At 66.7% G+C, this 25,040-nt stretch carries 31 protein-coding genes and 3 pseudogenes; 20 read left to right on the top strand and 14 right to left on the bottom strand.

Annotation, left to right across the window (positions count from 1 at the left end):
* Positions 1-2 precede the first annotated feature (2 nt).
* The 3 genes from CJ177_RS45465 to CJ177_RS45455 all read left to right on the top strand — a co-directional run bounded on the left by CJ177_RS45465 (position 3) and on the right by CJ177_RS45455 (position 2,496).
* Positions 3-236, top strand: coding sequence for a CDGSH iron-sulfur domain-containing protein (locus CJ177_RS45465; RefSeq protein ID WP_005246226.1), 234 nt, complete (start codon positions 3-5; stop codon positions 234-236).
* A 368-nt stretch (positions 237-604) separates the two neighbouring features.
* Entirely contained in the window at positions 605-1,060 is a 456-nt protein-coding gene (locus CJ177_RS45460; protein ID WP_095871025.1) for an STAS domain-containing protein, read from the top strand.
* A complete protein-coding gene (locus CJ177_RS45455; RefSeq protein WP_061698789.1) occupies positions 1,057-2,496 on the top strand; it encodes a trehalose-6-phosphate synthase in 1,440 nt (479 codons plus the stop codon). The genes CJ177_RS45460 and CJ177_RS45455 overlap by 4 nt, the downstream gene beginning before the upstream one ends.
* Positions 2,497-2,517: 21 nt before the next feature.
* Here the strand turns inward: CJ177_RS45455 and CJ177_RS45450 are convergent, their stop codons facing one another.
* Positions 2,518-3,288 carry a GAF and ANTAR domain-containing protein gene (locus tag CJ177_RS45450; protein WP_005246233.1) on the bottom strand — a complete coding sequence of 257 codons (771 nt, stop codon included), beginning with the start codon at positions 3,286-3,288 and terminating at the stop codon, positions 2,518-2,520.
* An 85-nt stretch (positions 3,289-3,373) separates the two neighbouring features.
* Complete coding sequence (locus tag CJ177_RS45445; RefSeq protein WP_231914112.1) at positions 3,374-4,615, bottom strand: aromatic acid exporter family protein; 1,242 nt, start codon at positions 4,613-4,615, stop codon at positions 3,374-3,376.
* Between the two features lies 1 nt (position 4,616).
* Between CJ177_RS45445 and CJ177_RS45440 the strand changes: the two genes are divergently transcribed.
* Positions 4,617-4,871, top strand: coding sequence for a hypothetical protein (locus CJ177_RS45440; RefSeq protein WP_005246238.1), 255 nt, complete (start codon positions 4,617-4,619; stop codon positions 4,869-4,871).
* A 9-nt stretch (positions 4,872-4,880) separates the two neighbouring features.
* Here the strand turns inward: CJ177_RS45440 and CJ177_RS45435 are convergent, their stop codons facing one another.
* The 3 genes from CJ177_RS45435 to CJ177_RS45425 all read right to left on the bottom strand — a co-directional run bounded on the left by CJ177_RS45435 (position 4,881) and on the right by CJ177_RS45425 (position 6,501).
* Positions 4,881-5,678 carry a SigB/SigF/SigG family RNA polymerase sigma factor gene (locus CJ177_RS45435; protein WP_005246239.1) on the bottom strand — a complete coding sequence of 266 codons (798 nt, stop codon included), beginning with the start codon at positions 5,676-5,678 and terminating at the stop codon, positions 4,881-4,883.
* Positions 5,678-6,109 (bottom strand): ATP-binding protein, encoded by a 432-nt coding sequence (locus CJ177_RS45430; protein ID WP_005246240.1) that lies wholly within the window; start codon positions 6,107-6,109, stop codon positions 5,678-5,680. The genes CJ177_RS45435 and CJ177_RS45430 overlap by 1 nt, the downstream gene beginning before the upstream one ends.
* Before the next feature lie 146 nt (positions 6,110-6,255).
* On the bottom strand, positions 6,256-6,501 hold the full coding sequence (locus tag CJ177_RS45425; RefSeq protein ID WP_043943796.1) for a cold-shock protein: 246 nt from the start codon (positions 6,499-6,501) through the stop codon (positions 6,256-6,258).
* A 483-nt stretch (positions 6,502-6,984) separates the two neighbouring features.
* Here CJ177_RS45425 and CJ177_RS45420 point away from each other — a divergent pair, with 483 nt between their 5' ends.
* From CJ177_RS45420 to CJ177_RS45385, 9 genes and pseudogenes are all read left to right on the top strand, one after another.
* Entirely contained in the window at positions 6,985-7,524 is a 540-nt protein-coding gene (locus tag CJ177_RS45420; protein WP_005246242.1) for a Dps family protein, read from the top strand.
* Between the two features lie 41 nt (positions 7,525-7,565).
* Positions 7,566-7,802 (top strand): general stress protein CsbD, encoded by a 237-nt coding sequence (locus CJ177_RS45415; RefSeq protein ID WP_025432584.1) that lies wholly within the window; start codon positions 7,566-7,568, stop codon positions 7,800-7,802.
* Positions 7,803-7,901: 99 nt separating this feature from the next.
* Positions 7,902-8,180: a GlsB/YeaQ/YmgE family stress response membrane protein gene (locus CJ177_RS45410; protein WP_037232227.1), complete on the top strand. Its 279-nt coding sequence runs from the start codon at positions 7,902-7,904 to the stop codon at positions 8,178-8,180.
* 118 nt (positions 8,181-8,298) lie between these two features.
* A complete protein-coding gene (locus CJ177_RS45405; protein WP_061044850.1) occupies positions 8,299-8,826 on the top strand; it encodes a DUF6328 family protein in 528 nt (175 codons plus the stop codon).
* A 76-nt stretch (positions 8,827-8,902) separates the two neighbouring features.
* The gene (locus CJ177_RS45400) at positions 8,903-9,346 is read left to right on the top strand and encodes a phage holin family protein (RefSeq protein ID WP_061699845.1); all 444 of its coding nucleotides are present in this window, start codon (positions 8,903-8,905) and stop codon (positions 9,344-9,346) included.
* Positions 9,343-9,579 (top strand): DUF3618 domain-containing protein, encoded by a 237-nt coding sequence (locus CJ177_RS45395; RefSeq protein WP_061699844.1) that lies wholly within the window; start codon positions 9,343-9,345, stop codon positions 9,577-9,579. The genes CJ177_RS45400 and CJ177_RS45395 overlap by 4 nt, the downstream gene beginning before the upstream one ends.
* A gap of 14 nt (positions 9,580-9,593) precedes the next feature.
* Positions 9,594-9,743, top strand: a complete 150-nt coding sequence (locus CJ177_RS47880) for a hypothetical protein (RefSeq protein WP_179443474.1) — start codon at positions 9,594-9,596, stop codon at positions 9,741-9,743.
* 38 nt (positions 9,744-9,781) lie between these two features.
* Positions 9,782-10,105 (top strand): hypothetical protein, encoded by a 324-nt coding sequence (locus CJ177_RS45390; RefSeq protein WP_061699846.1) that lies wholly within the window; start codon positions 9,782-9,784, stop codon positions 10,103-10,105.
* Positions 10,102-10,721, top strand: a pseudogene (locus tag CJ177_RS45385) (DinB family protein). Before CJ177_RS45390 ends, CJ177_RS45385 begins: the two are co-directional and overlap by 4 nt.
* On the opposite strand, the gene CJ177_RS45380 reads toward CJ177_RS45385, so the two are convergent.
* Positions 10,687-12,414, bottom strand: a complete 1,728-nt coding sequence (locus CJ177_RS45380) for a cutinase family protein (RefSeq protein ID WP_005246256.1) — start codon at positions 12,412-12,414, stop codon at positions 10,687-10,689. The pseudogene CJ177_RS45385 and the gene CJ177_RS45380 sit on opposite strands and share 35 nt — an antisense overlap.
* Before the next feature lie 115 nt (positions 12,415-12,529).
* A pseudogene (locus tag CJ177_RS45375) lies at positions 12,530-13,851 on the bottom strand (HNH endonuclease).
* Between the two features lie 204 nt (positions 13,852-14,055).
* On the opposite strand from CJ177_RS45375, the gene CJ177_RS45370 reads away from it, so the two are divergent.
* From CJ177_RS45370 to CJ177_RS49065, 3 genes and pseudogenes are all read left to right on the top strand, one after another.
* The gene (locus CJ177_RS45370) at positions 14,056-14,781 is read left to right on the top strand and encodes a GAF and ANTAR domain-containing protein (RefSeq protein WP_061700153.1); all 726 of its coding nucleotides are present in this window, start codon (positions 14,056-14,058) and stop codon (positions 14,779-14,781) included.
* 366 nt (positions 14,782-15,147) lie between these two features.
* On the top strand, positions 15,148-15,498 hold the full coding sequence (locus tag CJ177_RS45365) for an STAS domain-containing protein (protein WP_061700152.1): 351 nt from the start codon (positions 15,148-15,150) through the stop codon (positions 15,496-15,498).
* 11 nt (positions 15,499-15,509) lie between these two features.
* Positions 15,510-16,181, top strand: a pseudogene (locus CJ177_RS49065) (endonuclease); the annotation flags it as partial.
* 24 nt (positions 16,182-16,205) lie between these two features.
* On the opposite strand, the gene CJ177_RS47875 reads toward CJ177_RS49065, so the two are convergent.
* Together CJ177_RS47875 and CJ177_RS45355 are read right to left on the bottom strand one after the other, a co-directional pair.
* Positions 16,206-16,355, bottom strand: a complete 150-nt coding sequence (locus CJ177_RS47875) for a hypothetical protein (RefSeq protein WP_156517671.1) — start codon at positions 16,353-16,355, stop codon at positions 16,206-16,208.
* 73 nt (positions 16,356-16,428) lie between these two features.
* Entirely contained in the window at positions 16,429-16,653 is a 225-nt protein-coding gene (locus CJ177_RS45355) for a hypothetical protein (protein WP_061700151.1), read from the bottom strand.
* A 309-nt stretch (positions 16,654-16,962) separates the two neighbouring features.
* Between CJ177_RS45355 and CJ177_RS45350 the strand changes: the two genes are divergently transcribed.
* A complete protein-coding gene (locus tag CJ177_RS45350; protein WP_218835211.1) occupies positions 16,963-17,370 on the top strand; it encodes a YciI family protein in 408 nt (135 codons plus the stop codon).
* Positions 17,371-17,376: 6 nt separating this feature from the next.
* Entirely contained in the window at positions 17,377-18,522 is a 1,146-nt protein-coding gene (locus tag CJ177_RS45345; protein WP_025432590.1) for an RNA polymerase sigma factor, read from the top strand.
* A gap of 558 nt (positions 18,523-19,080) precedes the next feature.
* On the opposite strand, the gene CJ177_RS45340 is transcribed toward CJ177_RS45345, so the two are convergent.
* A complete protein-coding gene (locus CJ177_RS45340; RefSeq protein WP_005246268.1) occupies positions 19,081-20,064 on the bottom strand; it encodes a magnesium transporter CorA family protein in 984 nt (327 codons plus the stop codon).
* Positions 20,065-20,140: 76 nt separating this feature from the next.
* Between CJ177_RS45340 and CJ177_RS45335 the strand changes: the two genes are divergently transcribed.
* The gene (locus CJ177_RS45335; protein WP_005246270.1) at positions 20,141-20,551 is read left to right on the top strand and encodes an NYN domain-containing protein; all 411 of its coding nucleotides are present in this window, start codon (positions 20,141-20,143) and stop codon (positions 20,549-20,551) included.
* Here CJ177_RS45335 and CJ177_RS45330 read toward each other — a convergent pair.
* Together CJ177_RS45330 and CJ177_RS45325 are read right to left on the bottom strand one after the other, a co-directional pair.
* Entirely contained in the window at positions 20,548-22,161 is a 1,614-nt protein-coding gene (locus CJ177_RS45330; protein WP_061045185.1) for an NAD(P)/FAD-dependent oxidoreductase, read from the bottom strand. The genes CJ177_RS45335 and CJ177_RS45330 overlap by 4 nt on opposite strands.
* Before the next feature lie 4 nt (positions 22,162-22,165).
* Complete coding sequence (locus tag CJ177_RS45325; RefSeq protein WP_025432592.1) at positions 22,166-22,609, bottom strand: SRPBCC family protein; 444 nt, start codon at positions 22,607-22,609, stop codon at positions 22,166-22,168.
* A gap of 112 nt (positions 22,610-22,721) precedes the next feature.
* Here CJ177_RS45325 and CJ177_RS45320 point away from each other — a divergent pair, with 112 nt between their 5' ends.
* Entirely contained in the window at positions 22,722-23,411 is a 690-nt protein-coding gene (locus CJ177_RS45320; RefSeq protein ID WP_061698079.1) for an HAD family hydrolase, read from the top strand.
* Here CJ177_RS45320 and CJ177_RS45315 read toward each other — a convergent pair.
* Together CJ177_RS45315 and CJ177_RS45310 are read right to left on the bottom strand one after the other, a co-directional pair.
* The gene (locus CJ177_RS45315; protein WP_061698087.1) at positions 23,408-23,626 is read right to left on the bottom strand and encodes a hypothetical protein; all 219 of its coding nucleotides are present in this window, start codon (positions 23,624-23,626) and stop codon (positions 23,408-23,410) included. The genes CJ177_RS45320 and CJ177_RS45315 overlap by 4 nt on opposite strands.
* A 42-nt stretch (positions 23,627-23,668) precedes the next feature.
* Positions 23,669-24,991, bottom strand: coding sequence for an NAD(P)/FAD-dependent oxidoreductase (locus tag CJ177_RS45310; RefSeq protein WP_061698088.1), 1,323 nt, complete (start codon positions 24,989-24,991; stop codon positions 23,669-23,671).
* Between the last annotated feature and the right edge of the window lie 49 nt (positions 24,992-25,040).

Raw genomic sequence — 25,040 nt, 5'->3', positions numbered from 1 at the left:
ATATGAACTCCATTCCCATTGCCGGGGCCGACGAATCTGCCGGGGCCGACGAATCCGACGTCACGATCACGGTCTGCCCTGATGGTCCACTCCTGGTGCGTGGTGCTGCGCGGATCCTCGACACCGAAGGTAACTCGCTCGGCAGCGATCGGGCCACCGTGGCGCTGTGCCGGTGCGGGCGGACGAGCATCGCTCCCTTCTGCGACAGTTCGCACAAGAAGCGGCGTCGCCCGTAGGACTGTCCCGCATCAGTGCTGCCTCCGATTCTGCGCACGGCGGCGCGCGATCACGAACGTCACGACGCCGACAAGGATCACGATGGCGATGATTTCCATTCGCGCCGATTACCCAATTCGCCGACAAGCTACGCCGGGCTCCCGCTGTGCCGCCGGATGCGCCGGCGAGAAGTGCAGTGGGACAACCGAAAACGCGAACGGCGGCATGTCGGCGGAGATGTCGGGGTGAGAGGCGCGCCCCCGCCATTGACACCATGGGGTAACGTCAGAGTCCTGCACGGTTGAGCCCCCAGCCGCAATGGACGGGCACGGTTCACGCGCCTAATTTCGTGCCTGTCTCCTACGTCGCTCGACCGTGAGGAAACGACATGAAATCAGTTCTCAGTGCGCTGCCGACACGCTACGACCCTGCCGACAATTCGACGCTGTTCAGCTGGGCCGTCGAGCCCGAGCACGGGCGGCTCTCCGTCGTCAGTGCGCCCGGTGCCGGCGGGATTCTCGTCGTCCGGATATCCGGTGACATCGACGTCACCACACTTCACACCTTCGGGAATCACCTCGACGAGGCGATCAACGAACGACTTCCATTCGTGCTCGACCTGACGGATGTGCAGTTCTTCTGCGCGTCGGCCCTGCCGATACTCGACATCATGGCCGGTCGCGCCCGCAGGCTCACCGTGCCGTGGGCGGTGACCGGCAACAACGCCCTCCGCAGACCGTTGACGGCAATGCACATGGCTGCACAGATCCCGTTCTGCGCCGACCTCGAGGACGCCTTCCGGCTGGTCGCCCAGGGAATTCACCAGGGTGGGCGCTCGGCGTGAAAGACACTGCCCCGCACGGCACGTCCGACTTCGTGGTGGTCGCCAACCGACTGCCCGTGGACATGGAGACACTCGACGACGGGACGACACGCTGGAAGCGGAGCCCGGGAGGCCTCGTCACAGCCCTGGAACCGATCCTTCACGACCGGGAACGCGGTTCCTGGGTGGGCTGGCCCGGTGTGCCCGACACGAAGGTCGAACCGATCGTCTCCGGCGGGGTCGACCTGTACCCGGTGGAGCTGAGCTCGGACGAGGTCTCGCTGTACTACGAAGGATTCTCGAACGCGACGCTGTGGCCGCTGTACCACGACGTGCTGGTGGCACCGGTCTTCGACCGGGACTGGTGGCACTCGTACCTGGACGTGAATCGCCACTTCGCCGAGGAGACCGCGCGGACCGCGGCCGAGGGCGCAACCGTGTGGGTGCAGGACTACCAGCTGCAGCTGGTGCCCCGTCTGCTGCGGGAGATGCGCCCCGACCTGACCATCGGGTTCTTCCTCCACATCCCCTTCCCGCCCGTCGAACTGTTCATGCAATTGCCGTGGCGCAAGGAGATCGTGGAGGGGCTGCTCGGCGCCGACCTCATCGGCTTCCACCTGCCCGGCGGCGCCAACAATTTCCTGTTCCTGGCGCGCAGGCTGCTGGGACTCGACACCACCACCGCAGGCGTCGGCGTGCGCAGCGCACTCGGCCGGGTGACACTCGACGACCGCGTCGTGCAGGTCGGCGCGTTCCCCATTTCCGTCGACTCCCGGCAACTGGTCGAACAGGCCACCGATCCCGCCATCGTCGAACGGGCCGCCGAGATCCGCCGCGAGCTCGGGAACCCCCGCAAGATCCTCCTCGGAGTCGACCGACTCGACTACACGAAGGGCATCGACCTGCGGCTCTCGGCTATCGGCGAACTGCTCGACGAGGGCCGCCTCGACCCGTCGGACACCGTGATGGTGCAGCTCGCCACCCCGAGCCGTGAACGCGTCGAGCACTACATGAAGATGCGCAGTTCCATCGAGGAGCAGGTCAGCCACATCAACGGTGATCACGGTCAGATCGGCCGGCCGGTCGTGCACTACCTCTATCAGCCGGTCGATCGCAGCGAGCTGATCGCGCTGTTCCTGGCCGCCGACGTCATGCTGGTCACCCCGATGCGTGACGGGATGAACCTCGTCGCGAAGGAGTACGTCGCGTGTCGAGCGGATCTGGGTGGGGCGCTGGTGCTCAGCGAGTTCGCCGGTGCCGCCGCCGAACTCCGGGGTGCCTACCTGGTGAACCCGCACGACCTCGACGGAGTGAAGAACACGATCATGGCCGCGCTCGACCCGGAGCGGGAGCAGGGACGGCGCCGCATGTCGCGGCTGCACCGTCAGGTGCTCGACCACGATGTGCACCGGTGGGCGCAGTCCTTCCTCGGCGCGCTTTCTCCGGTCGCCGACTGATCGCCCGGTCCCAGGCCCGGTTCACTCGGGATTCGTCGTCACCGATTCGACGATGCGGCGCGCCACCTCCGCCAACTTGATGTGCTCCTGCTGCGACTGCGCCACGAGGATCTCGAACGCCTGGTCCGCGGGAACGCCCCGCAGCGCCATCACGATACCCTTGGCCTGCTCGATGACCGCGCGGGTCTTCATGGCCCTCGTGAGGCCCGAGACCTCGTTCCTGGCCAACTCCACGCTGCGGGCGCTTCTCAGCAAACCCTCGATCGCCGTCGTGTACACGAGCAGCACCACCGCGTCGAGTTCGCTGAATCCGTGATCCCCCTGCCCGTAGATGTTGAGGGTGCCGGCGAGGGCCTCGTCGACGGCGAGCGGCGCGGACAGGAAGCTGCGCATACCGGCCTGGTCGAGATTGTCCGCGACCGACGGCCACCGGGCCGCGGCCTCCCCGAGCCGGGCCTTGACGACCTTCCGTGTTCCGGCGACACCGAAGTAGTCGCCGTCGATGGCCTGGAAGTTCTGAATGTCGATCTCCCGGACCGCCTCGTCCGTGTACGCGACGGTCACCACCCGCCCGTCGCGTAGCAGCGATATCCCGGCCATGTCGGCGTCGGCGATGGCGTCCACCACCTGATCGCAGACCCGCTGAAGCAGCAGGCTCATCTCCACCTGCGAACCGGAATTGCGATTGAACTCGTCCAACGCGGTTGCCAAGGAGCCCAATTGGGCAGCGATCGTCGCGCTGTCGAGATCGGGGGACATCGACCCAGGGCGCTCACCCGCAGTCTCGGCCATTCTCGGATACACCTCAAATTCCGGGTGTAACCGACAGGACACCCACTGAACGAACGCAGCAGTTGTCTCTACCGTCGAGAAGACTTTACTCGACCCCGGGACCGTCTTCGTCCACCGATCCCGCCCCGGACGGCGAGGCGGGAGATTCCCCGGTCAGCAAGCTCAGCGCCGCCGCGCACGGCCGGAGGATGCTGCCGGCGCTCATCGTCGAACCCCGGGTCAGACCGCTGTGGCAGGACACCGCATCCTCGAAGTTGCGGAGCCGTTCCTCCGCCGTCCGGCAGGCGGCGACGTGAGCGTCGCGGCTGTCGGCGAAGGCGAAGTCGGCTCGGATCACGTCTGCCAGGGCCTCCACGAACGCGGCCGCGCTGTCACGGATCTCCGGGTCGAGAGGACCGAACGGAGGTTGCGGTGCCAGCGCCAGCGAGGTGGCGCGGACGATCTCCGTGCACTGGGGCCAGCCCTCGGACAGCGCCACGACCGCCTGTTCCCACTTCCTTCCGGCGGCGACCGGACCGGCGGCGCGTCGCACGTTGGCGCGCGCGCTCTCCGCCGTCCAGGCCACGGCGTCCAGGGCGTCGTCCAGTTGCACCCGCACGTGCGCCGACCGTTCGGCCCAACGATCGGGCTGTCCACCGGTTCCGGGTTCTCGCAGCTCCCGGGCGACGTCGCACAACAGCGCGGTGGCGGTCGAACCCAGCCCGGTCAGCGCGCGCTCCGATCGCCGCAGATACAGCGGAGGTAGAAGCAGCGCGTTCACGGCCACCCCGGTTCCGGCGCCCAGCGCGATCGCCAGGATGCGGTCGCCGAGCATCGCCGGCTGATCGGAATCGCCGTACGTCACCATCAGCAGCGCGGTGACCGCCACCCACACCCCGCTCGAACCGAACCGGCGCCAACGGCCGAGCAGGAGACCTGTCAGCACCGCCACACCGACACCGACGGTGACCGAGTCGAACAGCAGTCCGACCACCGCGGCCAGGATCACCCCGAGTGAAACCGCCGCGAGTTGTTCGCCGGCCACCCGCAGTGATCGCGACACCGTGACCTCGATCATGAACACCGCCGCGTAGGGCGCGAGGAACGGCTGCGGCAATCCGAGAAGGCGCTCGGCCAGAATCCACGCGAGCACGGCGGCGGTCGCAGCCTTCACCGACTGCACCACCACGGTGTGTCGCTGACCGTCCCCCGCCCAGGAGCGCAGGCGCCGGAGCGCGGTGACGTGCAACAGTCTCTCCCTTCGTGCGACGACGAGTGCCGTGTGCCCGACTCGCGGCAGCATCAACCGGCGGGGTTCGAACGCGGTACGTCCGGGTATGCCGGGCACTATGAACACCCACGTGACCGCGACCCACCTGCAGACACTTCTCGATTCGCCACTGCCGGATCCCGCCCTGATCCTGCAGAGCGGCGCCCCCACCATCGTCGATTCGGGTGAGCTGGGCGACGAGCATCAGTCCCTGGTCATCGTGACCCGGGACGAGTTGCGCGAACAGCTCCCGAAGGACCGCGACTGCTCGCAGAGCGATCTGGAGTTTCACGCCGCGTCGCTCGAATCGACGGTCTCCGGTTTGGGTGGCTGACGCGGGTGGTCAGCCGCCGCCCAGCTGCTCCCGCAGCCCGGACAGGGTGCGCGCCAGGATCCTCGAGACCTGCATCTGCGAGACGCCCACCCGCTGGGCGATTTCCGTCTGGGTCATCGAGCCGAAGAACCGCAACATCAGCACGCGGCGTTCGAGCGGCGGAAGTTTCTCCAACGCCGGCCGCACGGCGGCGTGACTTTCCACGTTCGCGAGCTCCGGGTCCTCCTCGCCGAGAGTCTCGGCGAGGGGAAGGTCGTCGGGATCGTCACCCATGGCCGCATCCATCGACAAGGTTTGGTAGGCATTCTTCGCGAGCAGGCCCTCGGACACTTCCCGGACGTCGAGTTCGAGTTCGGCGGCGATCTCACTGGCCGAGGGTGACCGTCCCAGTTCCTGCGACAGCTCGTCGACGGCCTTGGTGATCAACGCGTGGAGTTCCTGCATGCGCCGGGGCACCCGCATCGACCAGCCGGTGTCGCGGAAGTACCGGCGAACCTCCCCCATGATCGTGGGCACCGCGTAGGACACGAAGTCGAAGCCGCGGTCCGGATCGAAACGGTCGACGGCCTTGACCAGACCGAGTCGGGCGACCTGCAGCAGATCCTCGTGCGCCTCGCCGCGCCCACCGAATCGGCGGGCGATGTGATCGGCGAGGGGAAGGCAACGTGTGATGACTTCGTCGCGCAGCGCGGACGCCTCCCCGGACGATTCGTCCAGGGCTCGCAGGCGCGCAACCGCGGGCGCCACGTCCTTGTAGTCGTCTCTGCCGGGACGGTGCCGCTCGCTGCGTTCCGGAATCGGCGACACTAGATGGTGCCCCGGTATTTGACCAGTTCCACCGCCACGGTCCGTTCGACGGACCCGTTGCCGACGGGTCCCTCCGATACCGAAACCGCATTCATCAACGTCTCGAGCACGTGCCAGCCGAAGCTCTCCCGGTTGGGCACTCCGCCTCGCGTGAGGGGTGCACTGATCGTCACGTGCAACCCCGTCTCCGTGACGGCAAACGAACACGTCAGTTCGGCACTTCCCGGCGTAGCCGCGATCAGTTCCGAACACACCTCGTCCACGGCAAGTTTGATATCGGCCACGTCGTCGAGCGTGAAGTCTCCCAGAACGGCGAGAGTTTCCGCGACGGCGCGCACCACAGGCAACTGTTCGAACTCCGCCGCCACACGAAGTTCCACGGGCACACCGGATCTCGTTTTCATTCGTCTAACCTCGTCGACCTCGGCCATCTGCACTCCACGTCTGTGTCGTCGGTTTCTGCGACTCTCGGCAGCGTACCCAGCTGCCGCGACCCTCAACCCGCCGGCGAACGAAAGTGCAAGCTTGTGCCGAATGCGTCCCGACTTGCCGGTTCGACGAACACGATTCGGTGAGCTCAGGCGACCCGGACGTCGCGCGCCTGGTTGCCGGTCTCGGTGCGGCAGACGGTGAAGCTGACGCGCTGTCCTTCCTCGAGAATGCGGTGACCGTCTCCGGCGATTTCGGAGACGTGCACGAAGATGTCGTCGGATCCGTCGGCCGGGGCCAGGAAACCGAAACCCTGTTCGGTGTTGAACCATCGCACCGTCCCCGTGCGTAGTGCTGTCGATTGCCGGGCAGGCAGCGTGTGCCCGGCGCTCATCGTGCCGCCCTTCGATCGGCCAGGCCGTGGAGCGCAGCGCCGCCCCACAGACTCGCAACGAGCAGAACCACAAGTAGAGCCACGTTGAGCATTGCTCCTCCTCGGTGTGCGCACGGTCGAACCCTGGTCGAATCAGACCGAAGGTAGTGCCTCTCTGTCGGGTGCGGGGCGATTCCGGCGGAGCGTTTGCGCAATCGAGATCTGCCGATCCCAGCGCATCCGCTTCGAACACCGCAGAAGATCTGATTTGCGCGACATAGATTTTGTAGTACCGTCGAGTTGTCGGAACTTCAGCGAGCGAGTCAGGAACGTTGTTCGACACGAACGTAGGTTGCGGTGGGGCAGGGTCCCGGCGATTCGAGACTTCTCACCACGGGTACGCGGTGAGTTCAGCCGGCGCCTCGTCTCCCCCGAGTAACCGAGGCGCGGCACCCCATGCCTCGAAGTTCCGCCGGCAGGTAGTAGCGAAAGAGAGGACCGAGAATGTCGAAGTTCACCGTGCCAGGTCTTTCCGACGATCAGGGAGCGCGAGTCGCCGACATACTTCAGAAGCGGCTCAGCGCATACAACGATCTGCATCTGACGCTCAAGCACATTCACTGGAATGTGGTGGGTCCGAATTTCATCGGCGTGCACGAGATGATCGACCCGCAGGTCGAGCTGGTGCGTGGCTACGCGGACGCCGTCGCCGAACGCATCGCCGCGCTGGGGCAGTCGCCCGACGGCACCCCGGCCGCGATCGCCCGCGACCGCACCTGGGACGACTACTCGGTGAAGCGTGACACGGCGCAGGCGCACCTCGGTGCCCTCGACCTCGTCTACAGCGGTGTCGTCGAGGACAACCGCAAGGCGATCTCCGAGACGGGCGACCTCGACCCGATCACCGAGGACCTTCTCATCGGGCAGACCGGCGAACTCGAGAAGTTCCAGTGGTTCGTCCGCGCCCACCTCGAGAACTCCGGCGGCAGCCTTTCCAACAACGGCGCGCACTCCGAGAAGCAGGCAGCCGCGCAAGCGCGGTGAGCACTGCCGAATCTCCCCTCCACAACCGAAAGGTGACGAACATGGTTGAGAACAACAGCGGTCCGGCCGAGGCCGTCAAGGGCGTCGTCGAAGACGTCAAGGGTAAAGCGAAGGAAGCCGCAGGTGCGGTGTCCGGTCAGGACGATCTCACCCGCGAGGGCAAGGCGCAGCAGGACAAAGCCGCCGCCCAACGCGAAGCCGCCGCAAAGGAAGCCGAAGCGGAGAAGGCCCGAGGCAAGGCCGAAGCGCAGGAAGCACGCCAGCGCGCCGAGCAGTGAGACGGTGCGGGCCGGATCAGACCGGCCCGCACCGAGCGTCTCTTCACCGAGTGGAATCGGCAGTCGCCGGTCACCACTCTCCCCCGAAAGGACTGATACGTGCTAGGACTGGGAATTCTGGGCTGGATCATCATCGGCGGCCTCGCCGGATGGATCGGCAGCAAGATCATGAAGACCGACGCTCAGATGGGAATCATCCTCAACATCGTCGTCGGAATCGTCGGCGGCCTCCTCGGCGGCTTCATCCTCAGCCTCTTCGGCACCGACGTCGAAGGTGGCGGTCTCTGGTTCAGTTTCTTCACCTGCCTCCTCGGCGCGGTGATACTCCTGTTCCTGGTCAAGCTCGTCACCGGACGAAGCACGGCCGGTCGACGCTAGGCCCCCGTACTCCGTAACCGGGCCTGTCCATCTCACGATGGGCAGGCCCGGTTACGTGGCTTCCCCGTATTCGGCGCGAAATAGTGCCCTCACCGCCGGGATGGGGTACTCCAGAGGGATGGACAGTCGAGGATTGGATCGCGACGATGCGAACTGGAACTTCCGCGCCCGGCACGAGACCGAGACTCAACGGCTCGACCGGAACTGGAGCGGCCTTCTCCAGGAACTGCGTGTCGTGCAGACCGGCGTGCAACTTCTCACCGGCTTCCTGTTGACGTTGCCGTTCCAGCAGCGTTTCGAGGACCTCTCGGACAGCGAGGTCGCCATCTATCTGGCGACCGTCGCACTGTCGGTGACGTCGACCATGCTCCTGGTGGCCCCTGCCGGCCTGCACCGCATGCTCTTCCGTCGGCACGCGCTCCCGGATCTCGTCTTTGCCTCCCATCGCCTCGCGATCTGCGGCATCGCCACCCTCGCGCTGGCGCTGATCGGTGTGGTGGCGTTGATCTTCAGCTTCGTGATCTCACCCGTCGCCGGAGCGGTCGCCGCGGCGGTGGCCTTCGCGATGTTCTGTGGACTCTGGGGCTTCGCTGCGATTCTGCAATCGCGGCATCGCTCGACCGATGGAGACTCCGCCGAGCGATGAGCACGGCGGGAGACCATCCTGTTTCGCCAGGAACGCTCCCGGGTAGGCGGAGCAGAGACGAGGAAGGAGCACGGACATGACCGATATCCATCGCGCCGATGCCCTGCGGGTCCAACCGCCCAGCGCTGCACACGATCTCGACGAGCTGTCGACAGTCCAACTCGTCGAACGACTCACCGATCAGGTAACGGGACTCGTACGGACCGAGATGACCCACGCCCTCACCGAAGTGAAAGACAAGGGAACGCGCTTCGGGATCGGAGCAGGTGTCTCCGGAGCTGGCGTGCTGCTTCTGCTGTACGGATTCGGGGCCCTCGTCGCCACCGCCATTCTGGGACTGGCGACGGCACTCGATCCGTGGCTGGCCGCGTTGATCGTGGCTGCCGTGCTGATCGCCGTGGGCAGTGTCGTGGCGGCGGTCGGAGCCCGCCGCGCAAAAAACGCGCTGCCGCCCGTACCCGAGCGGACGGCCGACAGCGTTCGCGCCGACGTCGACTCCGTGAAGGAAGGTCTTCGATGACCGACCCACAGCCGCAACCGGAACCTTCCGTCGCCGAACAGCGAGCCGCACTCGCATCCACTCTGGATGCGCTACACCGCAAAGTGGACGTGCCCGCACGCGCGAAAGCCGGCGCGCGTCACGAACTCGACAGGGTTCGGCAGCAACCCCGCGGTGCCGTGGCGGCCGGACTCGTGAGCGCATTCGTCGTCGCCTACCTCGCCGTGCGACAACGCCGTCGGCGCAGCCACTGAAGGAGAGCGTGACCATGACCGAAGACACTCACGGAGAGACGGACGAGCCCAAGGGTGGCCGTCCCGGTCCCGTCGATCACGGTAAGGACGGCGGCATGGCGACGAGAGAGAACGCACCCGAGTTGGCGGAAGACTCCGCCGACGCCGAGACCGAGACCGACTGATGAAACTCGGATCACCGCTCGAGCACAGGAGGACTGCAGTGACGTATCAGCCGGACAACGGACCCAGCCGTGAGTTGAACTCCGAGCACCACCCGCAGGACGATGCCCACACCATGCGCAATCACGCCGGGGAGGCGATCAGCGACAGCCGGAACTGGCCGGGATACATCCTCATCGCCGCCGGAATCGCCGTGCTCGGATTGACGCTGGTCGCGGCCGGTTACGGATTCGAGGGCTGGGCGCTGATCGGTGGGATCGCCTGCATCCTCTGCCTCGTCCTCGGCACGGGTCTCGTGCTCTTCGAACGGCGTCGCGTCAAGGCCCTCGAAGGCAAGGAACTGACCGATCAGGAAGGGCATTGACAGATCCGAAAGTGGACCTTCACCACTACCTCCAAGCCGCCCGCGACGCTCTGCTGTGGAAGTTGGACGGGCTGTCCGAATACGGCATCCGTCGACCGATGACGCCGACCGGCACGAACCTGCTGGGGCTGGTCAAACACCTGACGGGCGTCGAGATCGGCTACTTCGGCGAGACGTTCGGCCGATCTGTCCAAGTCCCACCGTGGGTGACCGACGACGCCGAAGACAACGTGGACATGTGGGCGACCCCCGACGAGTCACGCGAATACATCGTCGGGCAGTACCGCACAGCGTGGGCGCACGCGGACGACACCATCCGGACGCTCCCGCTCGACGCCCCCGGTCGGATACCGCACTGGCCGGACGACCGCCGCGACGTCACACTTCACCGGATTCTCGTGCACGTGATCGCCGAAACCCACGGCACGCGGGGCACGCCGACATCGTTCGCGAACTCGTCGACGGGACGGTCGGCTTGCGGCCTGACAACACCAACTTGCCCGCAGCGGACCGGACGTGGTGGCAGAGCTACCGGACCCGCCTCGAACGTGCGGCACGCGAAGCCGAGCAGCGATCGGGCGTCACCCGGCCGCCGGCTGAACCGTCGTCGTGGTGATCACCGGCGTGGTGGTCGTCGACGACTCCGATGCCGTGGTCGCGGTAGGTTCCGCCGCAGTGGTGGTCGCCACGGGTGTTTCCACTGTTTCCGCGACGGCCTGAGGCGCCGGCGCCGAGGTCGTCGGTTCTGCAGCTACCTCGACGACTGTCGTGGGTTCCGGTGACGTAGTCGTCGCGACCGTCGTCGTGGGTGTCGGCGAACTGCTGGTCGTCGTGGTCGCGCCGACCGGGTTGCTTGCCAACTCAGCCTTTTTCGCGCTGCCGGTGGTGGTGGGAGCGGCCTCAGTCGTTTCTGTTTCCTTCGTGGAGGCGGCGGCGAGCTTCGCGGTCGACGGTTCCGCTGCGGCCGTCCGCGCTTCTCCCTTCTCCGCTTCCTGTGCCAGGTGTGTCAACCAGGCCGCAGCGTACTGGGCAGACGTCAGCGGTTTCCCGCTGCCGGCGTTCGCATCACGCCAGTAGTCGAAGTGATGGCCCGTCCCCTCCCCCAGCGTCTGCTGATACGGGTCGCTCATCGCCACCTGGATCGTGTTCTGGTTGTCGGCGATGAACCCGATGATCTCGTTCCGCACCTTCGCGGGCAGGTAGACCAGGTCGACCGCCTGATTCGACGAGATCGGACCAGCTGACGTGTCCGATTGCGCCGCAGCGGTATCGGGCTTGTACGCCGGATCCGACACCTTGACCAGGACGTCGAGGAACGTCTCATCGGACTGCATCCAATTGTCTTGCGACTGAATGTCCGCGAACGCGGCGAGGGCGAGCTGCCCGAGCACCACCGCAAGATCCTGTCCCGTCGCGGGGGTCAGCCCATCCTTCTGCAGTGAGTCGACGTTCAGCTGCCGTCCCACGTTGATCGCGAGTTGCAGTAGCGCAATGTTCTCGGGTGCGGAGCAGGTCAGGTCGCCTTCCGAGCAGAACGATGCCACCTTCCCGTCCAGGGCGCCGAAGCTGCCCGACGTGCCGGGCAATGCTCCCCGCCCGGACGTGCCCGACTGCCCCGACTGGTACGCAAGGTCGAAGCCGTCGGGATTGCGGAATTCGTTCTCGGCGCCGGGAAATGGTCCTCCCCCGAGGTTGCGGCCGGCATCCGCCAGGATGACGACGCCGACCACGGACGCGGGATCGAGAATGTCGTACGAGCCGTCCTGGCCGTCCTGGTTGCCGACCTCCATCGCAACCCGCCGCGCCACATCGGCGCCCTCGCTGTAGCCGACGATCGAGAACTTCGTGTCCGGGCACGAAGCGTGAATCGAACGCATGACGGTTTCGGTGTTGTCGACGCCGGCGTTCACGGCGTCCTCGTACGAATTCATGTTGGCCGGATACTCGATATAGACCGCGGCGTAGGACCCTCCGCCCACGGATTGCTGCGGCGCATTCACCACCTCGTCGATCCAGGGACTGCTGTAGTCGCTGGAGTACGACGCAGGGAGGCGTGTGCCGTCGGACGCCACGAGCATCCGGTTCCCCTCGCGTGGGGTGTCACCGCGGCCGGCAACGGCGATGCTGACCATGTCGTAGCACGTGTCCGAGGCCGCCGCAGTCAAAGCTGTCGCCGTCGTGGCCGGTGAACCCGGGTTCGACCACGGGGTCGCGAGCAGCGCCGCCAGCCCCAACGCGCCGGGCGCGATCAGACTGCCTGCGATCCTTCGTCGATGCGCGACCTTGCGTGCTGAAACGCGACGTTCCATGGTCTACCCCATCCGTTCGTAGCCCGTGTCGAACACCCGAGTAGGTGTCAACGCGTTAACAGACAAGTCGCACATCACAGCAACGGCGTTACACCTCCGCCTCGCAAGGTGTCGTTCAGGAGGCGCGGAGGTGTGTGCCCAGAACGGTCTCGACCTCCGACTGTCGTGCGGCTGCCGGGAGCGGCGGGGCCGCAGATCGGTAGTGGTGTCCGGTCGGGGCGCCGAGGTCGATGAGGTGGGTGCCGCCAGGGTTGCGTACGGGGCGGGCGGACCATCCGTCGCCTTCCTTCGCGTAATTGCAGGCCTCGCAGAGCCCGGACCCGTTGTCCGCCGTCGTGGCACCGGATTCTCGGCGCGACCGGATGTGGTCATGATGCCGGATCGGGGCATCGCACCACGGGGTTCGGCACGTGCGGTCGCGGAGGTCGATCAGCTTTCGCAGGCTCTTCGGGAACGTGCGCGCCTGGGATTCCATCGCGGTCAGCCCTCCCGACTGCGGGCAGGAATACACCCGCCGCAGCGACGTCTCGGTGTCACCATCGACGGCGTCGGCGACCAGCTGCCGGGCGATCGCGGCCGGCACCGGCCCGAGCCCCTGCAGCTGCGCGGCCTCGTGCCCGCCGGCCAGCAACGTCTCGTCCGAGAGCACCAGGTTCACCGCCACCGGAACACCCGATGCCTTTGGTGCTCCGGTGCCGCGGTCGAACAGCAGATCCACCATCAGCTGATTGCGGGTGCGGCCACCACTGTCCCCGGTGGCGATCAGACTGTCCGCATCCCGCCCCAGCGTGGCCTGCAGGCAGACCGCCTGCTCGACCGGCATCAGCACACTCAGATACGCCATCGAATCCGGCGCCGGTCGCGTCGTCACCGTCGTTCGGACACCGCCTTTCGGTGCCGGGCCACGACCGCTGCGGCGTCGAGTTCGACCGCCAGCGCCCTGGCCCGTGCGATCAGTCCGCGGTCGCCGACGCCGTCGAGAATGGCCGGGTCCGAACACAACCGGCGATCCACGCTGCCCCGATCGGCCGCCGACAGGCACGCCGTTTCCCGCACGAGCAGCGTGGCTCGCCATTCGTTCAACCGCCCGGTCCGCAACATGGCCAGGGTGTGCGGCATCTCGTGCACCAGAGCCTGTGCGAACCCCAGATGTCGCCCGCCGCGGTTCGGGGATTCCCTGCGGGCCAACGCAATCTGCGACGCGATGCCCCGGTCCCACGCCACCCGCGGCAACCCCCGAGCCCTGCGGTCCTCGCGAATACTCGTCGCGACGCCGTCGGTGATCACCGCCTGCACCGCGCACCCGACCGACTTCAACGCCTCGATCGCATCGAGCCACTCGATCCCCAACCCGGCGTCCCCACCCGCTTCGACGCATCGCAGCCGCGCCGTGAACGCACGCAACTCGTCCAGATCCGCTGCCACCAATTCCCCCACAACCAACCTCCCCCAAGGTCGTTCGAATGCATGTTCGAGTCTAGCGAGCTGCCGCACGCGTGGCAATACCCCGCTGGAAGACTCCCCGCGCGCGATGCACCCTCGGCTCACCGGTGGTCGTTCCCGTTCTGGCAGAATTGGTCGGACGTCGCGAGAATTGCGGCGCCGGTTCACGCCGCGTTGGTGCACTTCGGGAGGCGAATGATGCCGAATGATCCTTCGGAGATGACGCGGACCGGAGACGACGGACCCAGCGCTGTCTTCGCGAAGCTGGCCGAGATGGTGTACAACGGCGACGACTTCGCTCAGGTCTACCAGGCCATCTGTGATGCCGCCGCCACCTTGGTCCCCGGGTGTGCCCACGCCAGCCTCATGCTGAAGGAGAACGATCGCCACGTCACCGTGGCCGCGAGCGACGGCATCGCAGCCCAGGTCGACGCGCTCGAGCGAGCCGAGCAGGAAGGGCCCTGCCTCGATGCGATCGAGAACGACGCACCGCAGGTCGAGACCGAGCTCGCCCGTTCGACCCAGTGGCCACGCCTTGCCCGTCGGGCCATTGCCGAAACTCCGGTCCGGGGCGCTGCCGGGTTCCGGCTCATGATCCGCGGACGCAAGGTCGGCGCACTCAATCTGTTCTCGGACAACCCCGGAGAATTCACCGACGAATCGATCGATCAGGCGATTCTGATCACGGCGTTCGCGGCGGTGACACTGACAGCGCTCCACGAACACCAGGAAGCGCAGACCCTGCGTGAAGGCCTGGCCAGCAACCGCGAGATCGGAAAAGCGATCGGACTGTTGATGGCCTTCCACGACATCTCCGAAGGCAGAGCCTTCGACCTGCTGCGCAAGACGTCGCAGGACATGAACATCAAGCTCACGGGTGTCGCCCGGGAAGTCATCGCGCATCACAATTCGAAGTTCGACTGACGCGAACTCACCGTTCGAGATCGGGCAGGATCACGGCGATTCCTGCGGTTGTGCATGCCTCCGTTCGACCGCCTTGGCAATCGGTTGATGCCGGTCTGGTGTAGACGTAATGTTGATCGCGCGTGGTTGAGAACACAGCCGCAGATTGCCCGAAGGCCGCAGCAGTACGCGGTGGGCAAAAATTGTGTGCACTCCCACTGCGGTCTCAGTGCCGCTGCGCTCCTCTCGGCGCACGGACACTCACAGATTGCACGCGATCGGAGGGTCATGAAACCATCACGCACGTCGTTCCGAGCCACTCCCCCGACCGCAAAGCCGACCGGCCACGTCACACGGGATGCGCTCACCCGTGGCCGGGGACTACAGATGGCAGTCGAATTCGCGCCGGACGCCGACGCCACGTTGGGACGAATCTCCGGCGACATCGATGTGCTCGCCGCTCCTTCCTTCGCGCTCGCCCTCGCGCACCTGACCGACGGGGGCTCCTCCTCACGCATCATCGTCGACATGACTGCAGTCGACTTCGTCGGAACCTCGGGATTGTCGATACTGTCCGAGTTTGCGGAATCTGCTAGGCGGCAGCACATTACATGGGTGCTCGCGGGTAATCGAGCGGTCCTCCGGCCTGTCGAGGCTATGGGCCTCGACGCAATGATCCCCACGTGCCGTACCGTTCGCGACGCCTTCGACAGGGTGGAGAAAATCGCACACAGCTGATCGGAGTCGACATGTCCGGGAAGCCGTCCACTCGTGGGCGTCCGACGGCACGCGTCGCGGCGACCGTGCGTGTGCTTCTCGACAAGGCCGGACCGACGTACGCGTCCGAGTCGCACGTGACCTTGAAGGACACCCCGGCGCCGCTTTTCCAACTGCTGACGCTGTCTTTGCTGCTGAGCACGCGGATCTCCTCGGAGATCGCTGTCGCGGCGGCCCGGGAACTGTTCCGAGCGGGCTTGCGCAGCCCCCGCGCGGTACGAGCGGCGGACCGTCGCACGATCATCTCCGCACTCGCCAGAGCGAGTTACGTGCGCTATGACGAGAGCACGGCTACCCGTCTGCACGCCGCCGCAGTTCGAGTCGACGACCAGTACGGCGGCGACCTGCGACGGCTCGCCCGAGCCTGCGATCAAGAGATCTCCGCCGCGGTTCGGTTACTGACGGAGTTCGACGGAATCGGCCCGGTGGGTGCCGACATCTTTCTCCGGGAAGTTCAGGACGTGTGGACGTGGGTGCTCCCCTACTTCGACACGCGAGCGAGCAAGTCTGCGCGTGAACTGGGGCTACCGGACGATCCCGACGCATTGTCCGCCCTTGTCCCGGAGGGCCGAGTCGCGGAACTGGCGGCAGCCCTGGTGCGGGTCTCTCTCGACTCGCAACTTCGTGAGGTTGTGCGCGGCAATACGTGCTGCGGGCCGGCGCCGGTACTACTCCGCTCGGACTGCCTTCGACTCGCGCTCGTCGTCCTCGCGGAACATTGCTTCGATGCGGTTCTTGATCTCCATCGTGCTCATCGAGCCACGGGAGGGGGCGAAGCCGCGACCGCGAGCGGAGGTGGGCGTGGTGAAGGTGTTCATGTGAGTGCTTTCTGTCTTCTGCGCCGGCGAGTGCCGCGTGGGTGGTCGAAGGGTGCGTCCGCGAGGCGGACGGTCAGATCAGGAGCGCGGCGAGTGCTACGGCGGCCAGTACTGACAGGGAAGTGGCGACGGCTACGAGGACGGATCCCGTCACGACGACGGCAGGCGCGGTCGCGGTTGCAGCCGAGACAGAGGCGATGTACACGGTCGGACGTAACGTCTGGCGGCGCGGCGGCTCCTCGACAGAGGGCGGCGGCATCGTGCGCTGATCGTCCTGGTGCACCGTGGTGCGGGTCATGTGTTGGCGTACCCCGCTGTAGCAGCTGAGTGACCTGAGTCACAAACTTACGAGTATGTTGTACATCACAACATGCCCCTCGCGCCAGTCGGTGCCGTCCACGCCACGTGCAGACGCTCAGCTACCGGCTCTGCTACGTCCGCAGCCCGAGGGGGTCAATGCCGAACTGGCGGAGCAAATCAGCTGACGGTCTGTCGCGGAAAACGACAATGGAGAGATATCCGTGCAGGGATGTCGAGAACTCGCGCGCGGCTTCGTCCCCGGAGTGAAACGGCCACAATGGGCCGCACCGCACCAAAGGAGAACATGATGGCCAAGTACCTGCTGCTCAAGCACTACCGCGGCGCGCCGGCGTCGCTCAACGACGTGCCCATGGACCAGTGGACGCCGGAGGAGATCTCCGCTCACGTGCAGTACATGAACGACTTCGCCGCCCGGCTCGAGGGCACCGGCGAGTTCGTCGACAGTCAGGCACTTTCCGCGGAGGGCACGTTCGTCCGCTACGACGGCGAGGGGCGGCCGCCGGTCACCGACGGCCCGTTCGCGGAGACCAAGGACCTGATCGCCGGCTGGATGGTGATCGACGTCGAGACCCACGAGCGGGCGCTCGAGCTGGCCGGCGAGCTGTCCGCGGCCCCGGGTGCGGGTGGCAAGCCGATCCATGAATGGCTCGAGGTGCGCCCGTTCCTGGCCGCGCACCCGACCGTCACGGAGTGACGCACAGTGGACGACGACCTTCTGCGGACCCTCACCCCCACCGTGATCGGCGTCCTCGTCCGCCGCGGAGCCGACTTCGGAGCGGCCGAGGACGCCGTGCAGGACGCCCTGATCGAGGCCGTGCGCGCGTGGCCGGACAACCCCCCGCGGGACCCCAAGGGCTGGCTGGTCACCGTGGCCTGGCGCAAGTTCCTCGACGCGACCCGCGCCGATAGCTCCCGTCGACACCGTGAGGTGCTCGTCGACTCAGAGCCCGTACCCGGCCCGGGCGAGGCGGTGGACGACACACTCCAGCTGTATTTCCTGTGCGCGCACCCGTCCCTGACACCGGCCTCGGCCGTCGCGCTCACGCTGCGCGCCGTCGGCGGCCTGACCACGCGTCAGATCGCGCAGGCCTTCCTCGTGCCCGAGTCGACCATGGCACAGCGGATCAGCAGGGCCAAACGGACCGTCTCGAGCGTCCGGTTCGACCAGCACGGCGACGTCGCCACGGTGCTGCGCGTGCTCTACCTGGTCTTCAACGAGGGCTATTCCGGTGACGTCGATCTCGCCGCCGAGGCGATCCGGCTCACCCGCCAACTGGCGGCCAAAACCAACCATGAGGAGGTCGCGGGCCTGCTCGCGCTCATGCTGCTCCACCACGCCCGGCGCCCGGCACGGACCCGCACCGACGGCAGCCTCGTGCCACTTGCCGAGCAGGACCGCAGCCTGTGGAATACCCGCCTGATCGCCGAGGGCGTCGTCGTGCTCCAGGCAGCCCTCACCCGCGACCGACTGGGCGAGTTCCAAGCCCAAGCCGCCATCGCTGCGCTCCACGCCGACGCCCAGAAGGCCGAGGAGACCGACTGGGTGCAGATCGTCGAGTGGTACGACGAACTTGTCCGCCTCACCGACAGCCCGGTGGCCCGCCTCAACCGCGCCGTCGCGGTCGGCGAGGCAGACGGCCCGAGGGCAGGCCTGGCGGCCCTTGCTGGGCTCGACCCCACCCTGCCCAGGTACTCCGCGGCCGCGGCGTACCTACACGAGCGCGACGGTGACCCGGTGACCGCAGCGCGGCTCTACGGCGAAGCTGCCCGGTCGGCGCCCAACCTCCCCGAACGCGACCACCTCACCCGACAGGCCGCGCGGCTCAACACGCAGCTGCGCAGTTGAGCCGCGTTGTATGTGCCTGTTGCTGTGGTGATGGGTTGTGGAGAGGAACTTTGGTGGGCGTGGTGGGTACGGTTGGTTTCTGCTCACGTGACTACGGTGATATTCTGTAAATCAGGGTGTTCCGTCGCGGGCCGAGTCATATCCTCGTCAGGGATGAAGATTGAGCGGCAACGACCAGCGGTTGCGCGATTCGCGATCCAGTTGTCCCCTGAGTGCCTGAGTGTCGGCCGATGTGTTCCACTCCCCCGTGACCGCTCGGCCGGCCCGCCGGGCCCTCTCCCCCACCCTGGCATCGGGCTGATCCCCAGCGTCCGAGCAATGGGAACCGGTTGTGACTGAGGTCGGGAGTTGCCAGTGGTAGTGCCACTACCCCGGTTCCGTGAAATAGCTACGCCAGAATTCGGGTAATCAGTGCGTTCCGTCCGCGTCCGAGTCAGCTGCGTCTGGATCTGAGGGCCTGATGCGGCGTTGCCGACTCTCATGCAGAGAGGACACACACGGTGGGGATCCCACGTACTGCCCTGCCGCCGAGTCCCCCACTCCCCCGGTGAACGGACTTCAGAACCAGCCTTTGCGCTTCGCCCAGACGAGGAGTGCCCCGGACATGGCGAGCATCACGAGCACGATCGCGGCGACCGAGAGCCATTGCGTCCGTTCGTTCACGATCACATTCATGCCGAGGATCGAGGACAGGGCAGTGATCGGCAACGTGACGGCCGCGATGACGGCGAGTCGCTCGGCGGCGATGGTCATCTTGGTGTTCGTGCGTGCCTGGTAGAACTCGATCGTGCCCTGGAGGTAGTCCTTCTGGCCCTTGGCCATCACGGTCAGATGCTGGAACTGGTCGACCGCGTCGAGCAGGAGATCCTGCCCCTTGCCGGTGCCGAACGCCTCGATGGTGACCATTCGGCCGTAGACCTCTCGGCTCAACGCGGCCATGGTGCCGACCGTGAGCAGACCGTGTCGCACCCGGAACATCTCGTCGAGAAAAGTTTCCGGGTTGCCGAGGTGCCCGCCGGTCACCTGTTGCTCGAGCTTCCACACGTCCTTGGTCAACTCGGCGGTGTACGCCCGCATCCGAGCCGTCAACGCGGCGAGCAACGCGAACGACAATTCGAACCCGGTGACCGGCTGCAACTTCCCCGACTCCAGCCGGCCCAGTACCGCATTCACCTCGACCATTGCGGTCGAGGGATCGATAGCGGGATTTACCGGGCCGTGCACCGTCACCAGGTACCGGCTGCCGATGAACTGGTCCAGTTCGACGTAATGCACGTGTCCGTGCGCTCCCGACTGCGGCGCGTGCAGGACGACGAAGAAGTGGTCCACATATCTGTGCACCTTCGGCACCTGATTGCGGTTCATCGAATCCCGCACGGCGAGAGGGTGAAAGCCGAAAATCGTGGTCAATGCGTCGTCCGCCTGATCGTCCCAGGTCGGGACATCCACCCAGACCAACCCGTCGGGGCGGTCGAGCAACTCCCTCAGTTCGGTCACCGCACACGAACGCACACCGTCACGGGAGATGAAGCGGATATCCATATCGGCCTCCTCGCCACGACGGACCGTCACCTCTGTCATAGCACTGCGAGCAGAGACGAGAGAGGAGACTGAGCACGTGGCTGACGACAGGACTGTGCTGGTTGTGGTGGATGCTGCGAACGTCGTCGGCTCGCGACCCGACGGTTGGTGGCGTGATCGTGCCGGCGCGGCCCGACGATTGCTCGCCGAGCTCGCCACTTTCGAACAGCACCTGGATCGGCCCGCCGAGGTGGTGGTCGTCCTCGAGGGCGCGGCGAAGGCCGCCGTCACCGGTGCGACGGGCGCGGAATTCGAGGGCCTGCAGGTGGTATCGGCGGACGGTTCGGGCGACGACACGATCGTCGACGTGGTGGCCGCAGCCGCCGAGGCGGACGGCGACCGGCCGATCATCGTCGTCACCGCAGACCGGGGACTCCGCAACCGAGTCGAGGCGCTCGGGGCCCACACGTTCGGTCCGCGCTGGCTCCTGGACCGTATCGACTCCTAGCAGTCCCGCCGCTCACCGTCGGTGACCACGAGGTCGAGGATGCGGCCGCGGACCTTCCTCCGCACCAACCCCCACCGTCCGTGGTCGGCCAGCGCGGCACGGGCCGCGTTGTATCCACACATACCGTGGACACCGCCGCCCGGATGGGTGGCCGAGCTCGCCAGGTACAGCCGGTCGATCGACGTGTCGGGCCCGGACGAACCCGGGGTCGGGCGGAAGACGAGCTGCTGGTACAGCTGGGCGGTGCCGCCGTTGACGGCGCCGCCGTGCAGGTTCGCGTTGCTCGCCTCGAGGTCGCCCGGACGCTGCACGTTCCGCCCGACCACCCGCTCGGCGAATCCCGGCGCGTGCGATTCGAGCATCGCGTCCACCCGATGGGCCAGCAACTCGGCCGACTCGTCGTCCGTGATTCCCCGCGGCAGATGGGTGTAGGCCCAGGCGCTTTCGGTTCCTTCGGGCGAACGGCTGGGGTCGGACGTCGTCATCTGACCGAACAACAGGAAGGGGTGTGTCGGGATCACGCCTGTGGTCAGGTCGGCCATCCACCGAACCAGTCCGTTGTCGTCGGCGCCCAGATGCACGGTTCCGGCAGATTCGAGGCTCCGCGAGCGCCACGGAATCTTGCGGTCGAGTGCGTAGTTCACCTTGACGACGGGGGTATCCCATTCGAACTTCTCCAGGTCTGCTCGGACGCCCGCCGGGACCACGGAGGAATCCAGCAACCGTCCGTACAGTGCGGGCGCCGAGACATCCGCGAGCACCGCGCGTCTTGTCAGATAGCGGTCGCCGCCCGCAGTCCGAACCTCTGTCGCCACTCCCCCGGTGACCTCGATCGACGTCACCTCCTCGCCGCAACGAATTTCTGCGCCGTTCCGTCTCCCTCGTTCCGCCATCGCGGCGGAGAGGGCGCCGGCCCCGCCGACCGGGACGACGTACCCGTCGTCCTGCGCGAGCATGGTCAGGAGATATCCCATGACTCCGCTGCCCGGTGAATCGACCGGCGTGTCGGCGTGCATTGCGTTGCCCAGCAACAACACCCGGGCGGATTCCCCGTCGAACAGCTCGTGCGTCATCCGGCGTGCGGGCAGCATCAGGAAACGCACGAGCCGGAGGGCCTCCGCGGTGCCGAGCTGCGACAGCAGTCGTCGTGGTCCGCGGACGGGGGGAAACGGGCTGAACAGGGTGTCGAGGAAAGGTTCCTTGACGTCCTTCCACTGCTCGAAGAGCCGGAGCCACGCCTGCCCGTCCCCTGGTTGCCTGCGCTCGAGGTCGGCCGCTGTGTCAGTTGGGTCCCGGCGGATCAGCGGGGCATCGTCGTCGTCGGGGTGCCTGGGGTGCCCGACCGCGGCGGGTGCCTGACTCCATCGCAGACCCACACCCTCGAGGTCGAGGTGCCGGATCGCCGGCGACACCGCCGCCAGGGGATAGAACGCACTGAACAGGTCGGTACGGAAACCCGGGAAGAGTTCGGCCGACCTGACGGCGCCCCCCGGTTCCGGTTGCTGTTCGAGGAGGACGACATCCCAGCCGGCCTCCGCCAGGGTGGCCGTCGCGGCGAGACCGTTGGGCCCGGCTCCGATGACGACGGCGTCGACTGTCCGCACTGTCACGGCGTCAGGGTTTCGTTTTTCGCTCGGCGAGGAACGAGAGCCGGCGCAGGCACTCCAGATTTCGCGGGAGGACCGCGAGGTCCTGCGCCGTCCGCGGAACCCACTTCAGCGGTACGGAGGCGGCGGCCTCGGACATCTGGAGGTGGCAGCCGGATCCACGCGGCTCCAGTCGCAGTCGCACAACAGCCTTCGTGGGCGTCACCTGGGCCAGCAGCCGAAGTTCACGATTCTCTTCGGCGAAGAGGACCTCGGTGGAGTCGTCGATCAACGCGGGCCAAGCGCCGACGGAATGGTGCAAACGACTTCCTACGGCGGGCCAGTCGGCGGAGACGGCACGCATGCGTGACGCTCCGACCACCCAAGACGGGTACAGCCACCCGTTGGCGAGAACGGACCACACGTCCGAAGCCGAAGCCGACGTGTCGCAATGTGCCTCGATGACGACCACTCCCTCGAACGAGTACCTCACGGACTCCCTGCGCTTACCCACGTACCCCGGATCGAAAACGTGAGCTACGCAATGGTCGCCACGGACCGGGCACTGTGGTTTGCTCGAGCCTATGTCTTCGGAATCCTCCACCGCCGTCAGAGCAGCGCTGTTCGACGTCGACGGCACCCTGGTCGACTCCAACTATCTGCATGTCCGAGCATGGCAACGGGCGTTCCGGGAAGTCGGGCACGACGTGGACGCATGGCGGGTGCATCGCGCGATCGGACTCGATTCGTCACTTCTTCTGGAATCGCTACTCGGCGACCACGCGGACACGCTCGGGGACCGCGCGAAGGACCTCCACAAGACGTATTACCTCGGTGCGCGGGACAGCATGCGGCCGCTGCGCGGTGCCCGGGCACTGATCCGCGAACTGCACGGGCGCGGTGTGCAGGTCGTCCTCGCCACCTCCGCCCCCGAGGAGGAGCTGGACGTGTTGCGGGAGATCCTGTCGGTCGACTCGTACATTGCGCACACCACGTCGTCCGAGGACGTCGATCACGCCAAACCGGATCCCGGAGTGGTTCGCGCAGCGATGGACCGCTCGTCCACGTCCTCGGACACTGCGGTGATGGTGGGCGACGCTGTGTGGGACGGCAAGGCGGCGTCCCGGGCCGGTGTCACCTTCGTCGGTCTCCTCAGCGGGGGTATTTCCCGCGCCGACTTGACGGAGGCCGGCGCGGCGGCGGTGTTCGAGGACGCACAGGACCTACTGGACAACCTCGAGTCCAGTCCGCTGGCGAAACTGCTGGTGTCCTAGGCTCCGCGCGACGACCACGCCTGCGCGATCCCGGGATACGTCTGCGCGATCTCGTCGACACGCTCGTCGGTCGCGGAGTCTATCTCGGCCCGATGGCGCTGCGCTGTGACCAACGGCCCCGCGGATCCCGAACCTCCGGCAGGCGCGTCCGCCTCCCATTCGTGGATCACCTCGTCGAGGCGAAGTGCGACGAATTCCTTCTTACTCTCAGTCATCATCTTTCCTTTCGTTGCGTCGTGCCGAAAAACGCCGTGGTTTCACGACTGTGCTCCGACGCCCTCGCCGGCCGCGAACCGTGATTCCGAATCGGTGACCAGCCCGATCGACACGAGTGGGCGGGGGAAGAGCAGATCGGTGAGGTAGGCGAGAGCGACCGCCCAGCGATTGGCGGCGTTCGGCATCGCGTAGAGGTGGTAGGCGCGCGTGACCACCTTCGCGAGGAACCCCGACAGCTGGATGCCGAGGGGGTTCGCGACGGCGAACCCCGGGCCGAGATCGACGACCAGGCCCATGTCGCGATGGCTGTACGGTTTCGGGTCGCCGACGCCCAGGCTTGCCGCGACGTTGCGGGCCAGGGCCTGTCCTTGCCGGACGGCGTGCTGGGCGGTGGGAGGGGTGACCGATCCGCTGTTCTTCGGATCGGGAACAGCCGCGGCGTCGCCGCCCGCGAAGACGTCGGGATGCCCGTCCACCGAGAGGTCGGGGCGCACCGTCAACCTCCCCTTCTCGGTGGGTAATCCGAGCGTGTCGATGAGGGGGCCGGCGGTCACTCCCGTCACCCAGGCGACGGTGCGGGTCGGGATCACGGTGCCGTCGTCGAGCGTGACATGTTCGGGTCCGAGTTCTGCGAGGGTGGTTTCCAGGCGCACGTCGATGCCGCGGGAACGCAGCACGTCCAGCACCTTGCCGCCCAGCTTCTCCCCCACCTCCGGCATCACCGTGTCGGCGGCGTCGAGCAGCAGGAAACGGATCTTCGCGGGGTCGAGGTTTCGCCGCGCGGCCGCTTCGTCGGCGAGGGCGCGCAGCTGTGCGGTGAGTTCCGTGCCCGCGTAGGACGCACCCACCACGACGACCGTCCGGCGGGCGTCGGCGACCGAAGGGTCGGTGTCCCGCTCGGCGAGTTCGATCTGGGTGAGAAGCTGGTCGCGGAAGTACAGCGCCTCGGCCGGCGTCTTCAGCCCCCTCGCGTGCTCGGCGAGCCCGGGAATGTCGAACAGGCGGGTCACCGATCCGGGGGTGAGCACCAGCCGGTCCCAGGCCACGTCCTCGACGCCCTGCTCGCAGTCGGTCACGTGCACGGTGCGGGCTCCGAAGTCGACGGAATCGACGCTGCCCTTCACCAGTTCGACGTGCGGCAGCGCCTCGGACAGAGGAACGGTGACGAACCGAGCGTCCAGGATTCCGCCCGCCACCTCCGGCAGGAGCGGGGTGTACAGCATGTAGTCGTGTGGCGCGATCATGGTGATGCGGGCATCGGTCCCCCGGAGGCGCCGCGCGAGAGCGCGTGCGCATTCGAATCCGGCGAAGCCGCTTCCCACCAAGACGATGCGAGTTGGTTCTCCAGCTGATTCGTGGGTCATACAGAACACTGTCCCCACCCTGGCCTCGAACGAAACAATCACCGGCGTC

The sequence above is a fragment of the Rhodococcus sp. ACPA1 genome, from assembly GCF_002300195.1.
Taxonomy (GTDB): domain Bacteria; phylum Actinomycetota; class Actinomycetes; order Mycobacteriales; family Mycobacteriaceae; genus Rhodococcus_F; species Rhodococcus_F opacus.
The sequence above is the reverse complement of the archived record's forward strand: the minus strand, read 5'-3'. Positions and strand labels throughout refer to the sequence as shown.

Excerpts from the sequence above, each read along its gene's own strand:
- CJ177_RS45465 (WP_005246226.1), top strand. The coding sequence starts at position 3 with ATGAACTCCATTCCCATTGCCGGGGCCGACGAATCTGCCGGGGCCGAC.
- CJ177_RS45460 (WP_095871025.1), top strand. The coding sequence starts at position 605 with ATGAAATCAGTTCTCAGTGCGCTGCCGACACGCTACGACCCTGCCGAC.
- CJ177_RS45450 (WP_005246233.1), bottom strand. The coding sequence starts at position 3,288 with ATGGCCGAGACTGCGGGTGAGCGCCCTGGGTCGATGTCCCCCGATCTC.
- CJ177_RS45440 (WP_005246238.1), top strand. The coding sequence starts at position 4,617 with ATGAACACCCACGTGACCGCGACCCACCTGCAGACACTTCTCGATTCG.
- CJ177_RS45430 (WP_005246240.1), bottom strand. The coding sequence starts at position 6,109 with ATGGCCGAGGTCGACGAGGTTAGACGAATGAAAACGAGATCCGGTGTG.
- CJ177_RS45425 (WP_043943796.1), bottom strand. The coding sequence starts at position 6,501 with ATGAGCGCCGGGCACACGCTGCCTGCCCGGCAATCGACAGCACTACGC.
- CJ177_RS45420 (WP_005246242.1), top strand. The coding sequence starts at position 6,985 with ATGTCGAAGTTCACCGTGCCAGGTCTTTCCGACGATCAGGGAGCGCGA.
- CJ177_RS45415 (WP_025432584.1), top strand. The coding sequence starts at position 7,566 with ATGGTTGAGAACAACAGCGGTCCGGCCGAGGCCGTCAAGGGCGTCGTC.
- CJ177_RS45405 (WP_061044850.1), top strand. The coding sequence starts at position 8,299 with ATGGACAGTCGAGGATTGGATCGCGACGATGCGAACTGGAACTTCCGC.
- CJ177_RS45400 (WP_061699845.1), top strand. The coding sequence starts at position 8,903 with ATGACCGATATCCATCGCGCCGATGCCCTGCGGGTCCAACCGCCCAGC.
- CJ177_RS45395 (WP_061699844.1), top strand. The coding sequence starts at position 9,343 with ATGACCGACCCACAGCCGCAACCGGAACCTTCCGTCGCCGAACAGCGA.
- CJ177_RS47880 (WP_179443474.1), top strand. The coding sequence starts at position 9,594 with ATGACCGAAGACACTCACGGAGAGACGGACGAGCCCAAGGGTGGCCGT.
- CJ177_RS45380 (WP_005246256.1), bottom strand. The coding sequence starts at position 12,414 with ATGGAACGTCGCGTTTCAGCACGCAAGGTCGCGCATCGACGAAGGATC.
- CJ177_RS45370 (WP_061700153.1), top strand. The coding sequence starts at position 14,056 with ATGCCGAATGATCCTTCGGAGATGACGCGGACCGGAGACGACGGACCC.
- CJ177_RS45365 (WP_061700152.1), top strand. The coding sequence starts at position 15,148 with ATGGCAGTCGAATTCGCGCCGGACGCCGACGCCACGTTGGGACGAATC.
- CJ177_RS47875 (WP_156517671.1), bottom strand. The coding sequence starts at position 16,355 with ATGAACACCTTCACCACGCCCACCTCCGCTCGCGGTCGCGGCTTCGCC.
- CJ177_RS45355 (WP_061700151.1), bottom strand. The coding sequence starts at position 16,653 with ATGACCCGCACCACGGTGCACCAGGACGATCAGCGCACGATGCCGCCG.
- CJ177_RS45350 (WP_218835211.1), top strand. The coding sequence starts at position 16,963 with ATGGCCAAGTACCTGCTGCTCAAGCACTACCGCGGCGCGCCGGCGTCG.
- CJ177_RS45340 (WP_005246268.1), bottom strand. The coding sequence starts at position 20,064 with ATGGATATCCGCTTCATCTCCCGTGACGGTGTGCGTTCGTGTGCGGTG.
- CJ177_RS45320 (WP_061698079.1), top strand. The coding sequence starts at position 22,722 with ATGTCTTCGGAATCCTCCACCGCCGTCAGAGCAGCGCTGTTCGACGTC.
- CJ177_RS45315 (WP_061698087.1), bottom strand. The coding sequence starts at position 23,626 with ATGACTGAGAGTAAGAAGGAATTCGTCGCACTTCGCCTCGACGAGGTG.
- CJ177_RS45310 (WP_061698088.1), bottom strand. The coding sequence starts at position 24,991 with ATGACCCACGAATCAGCTGGAGAACCAACTCGCATCGTCTTGGTGGGA.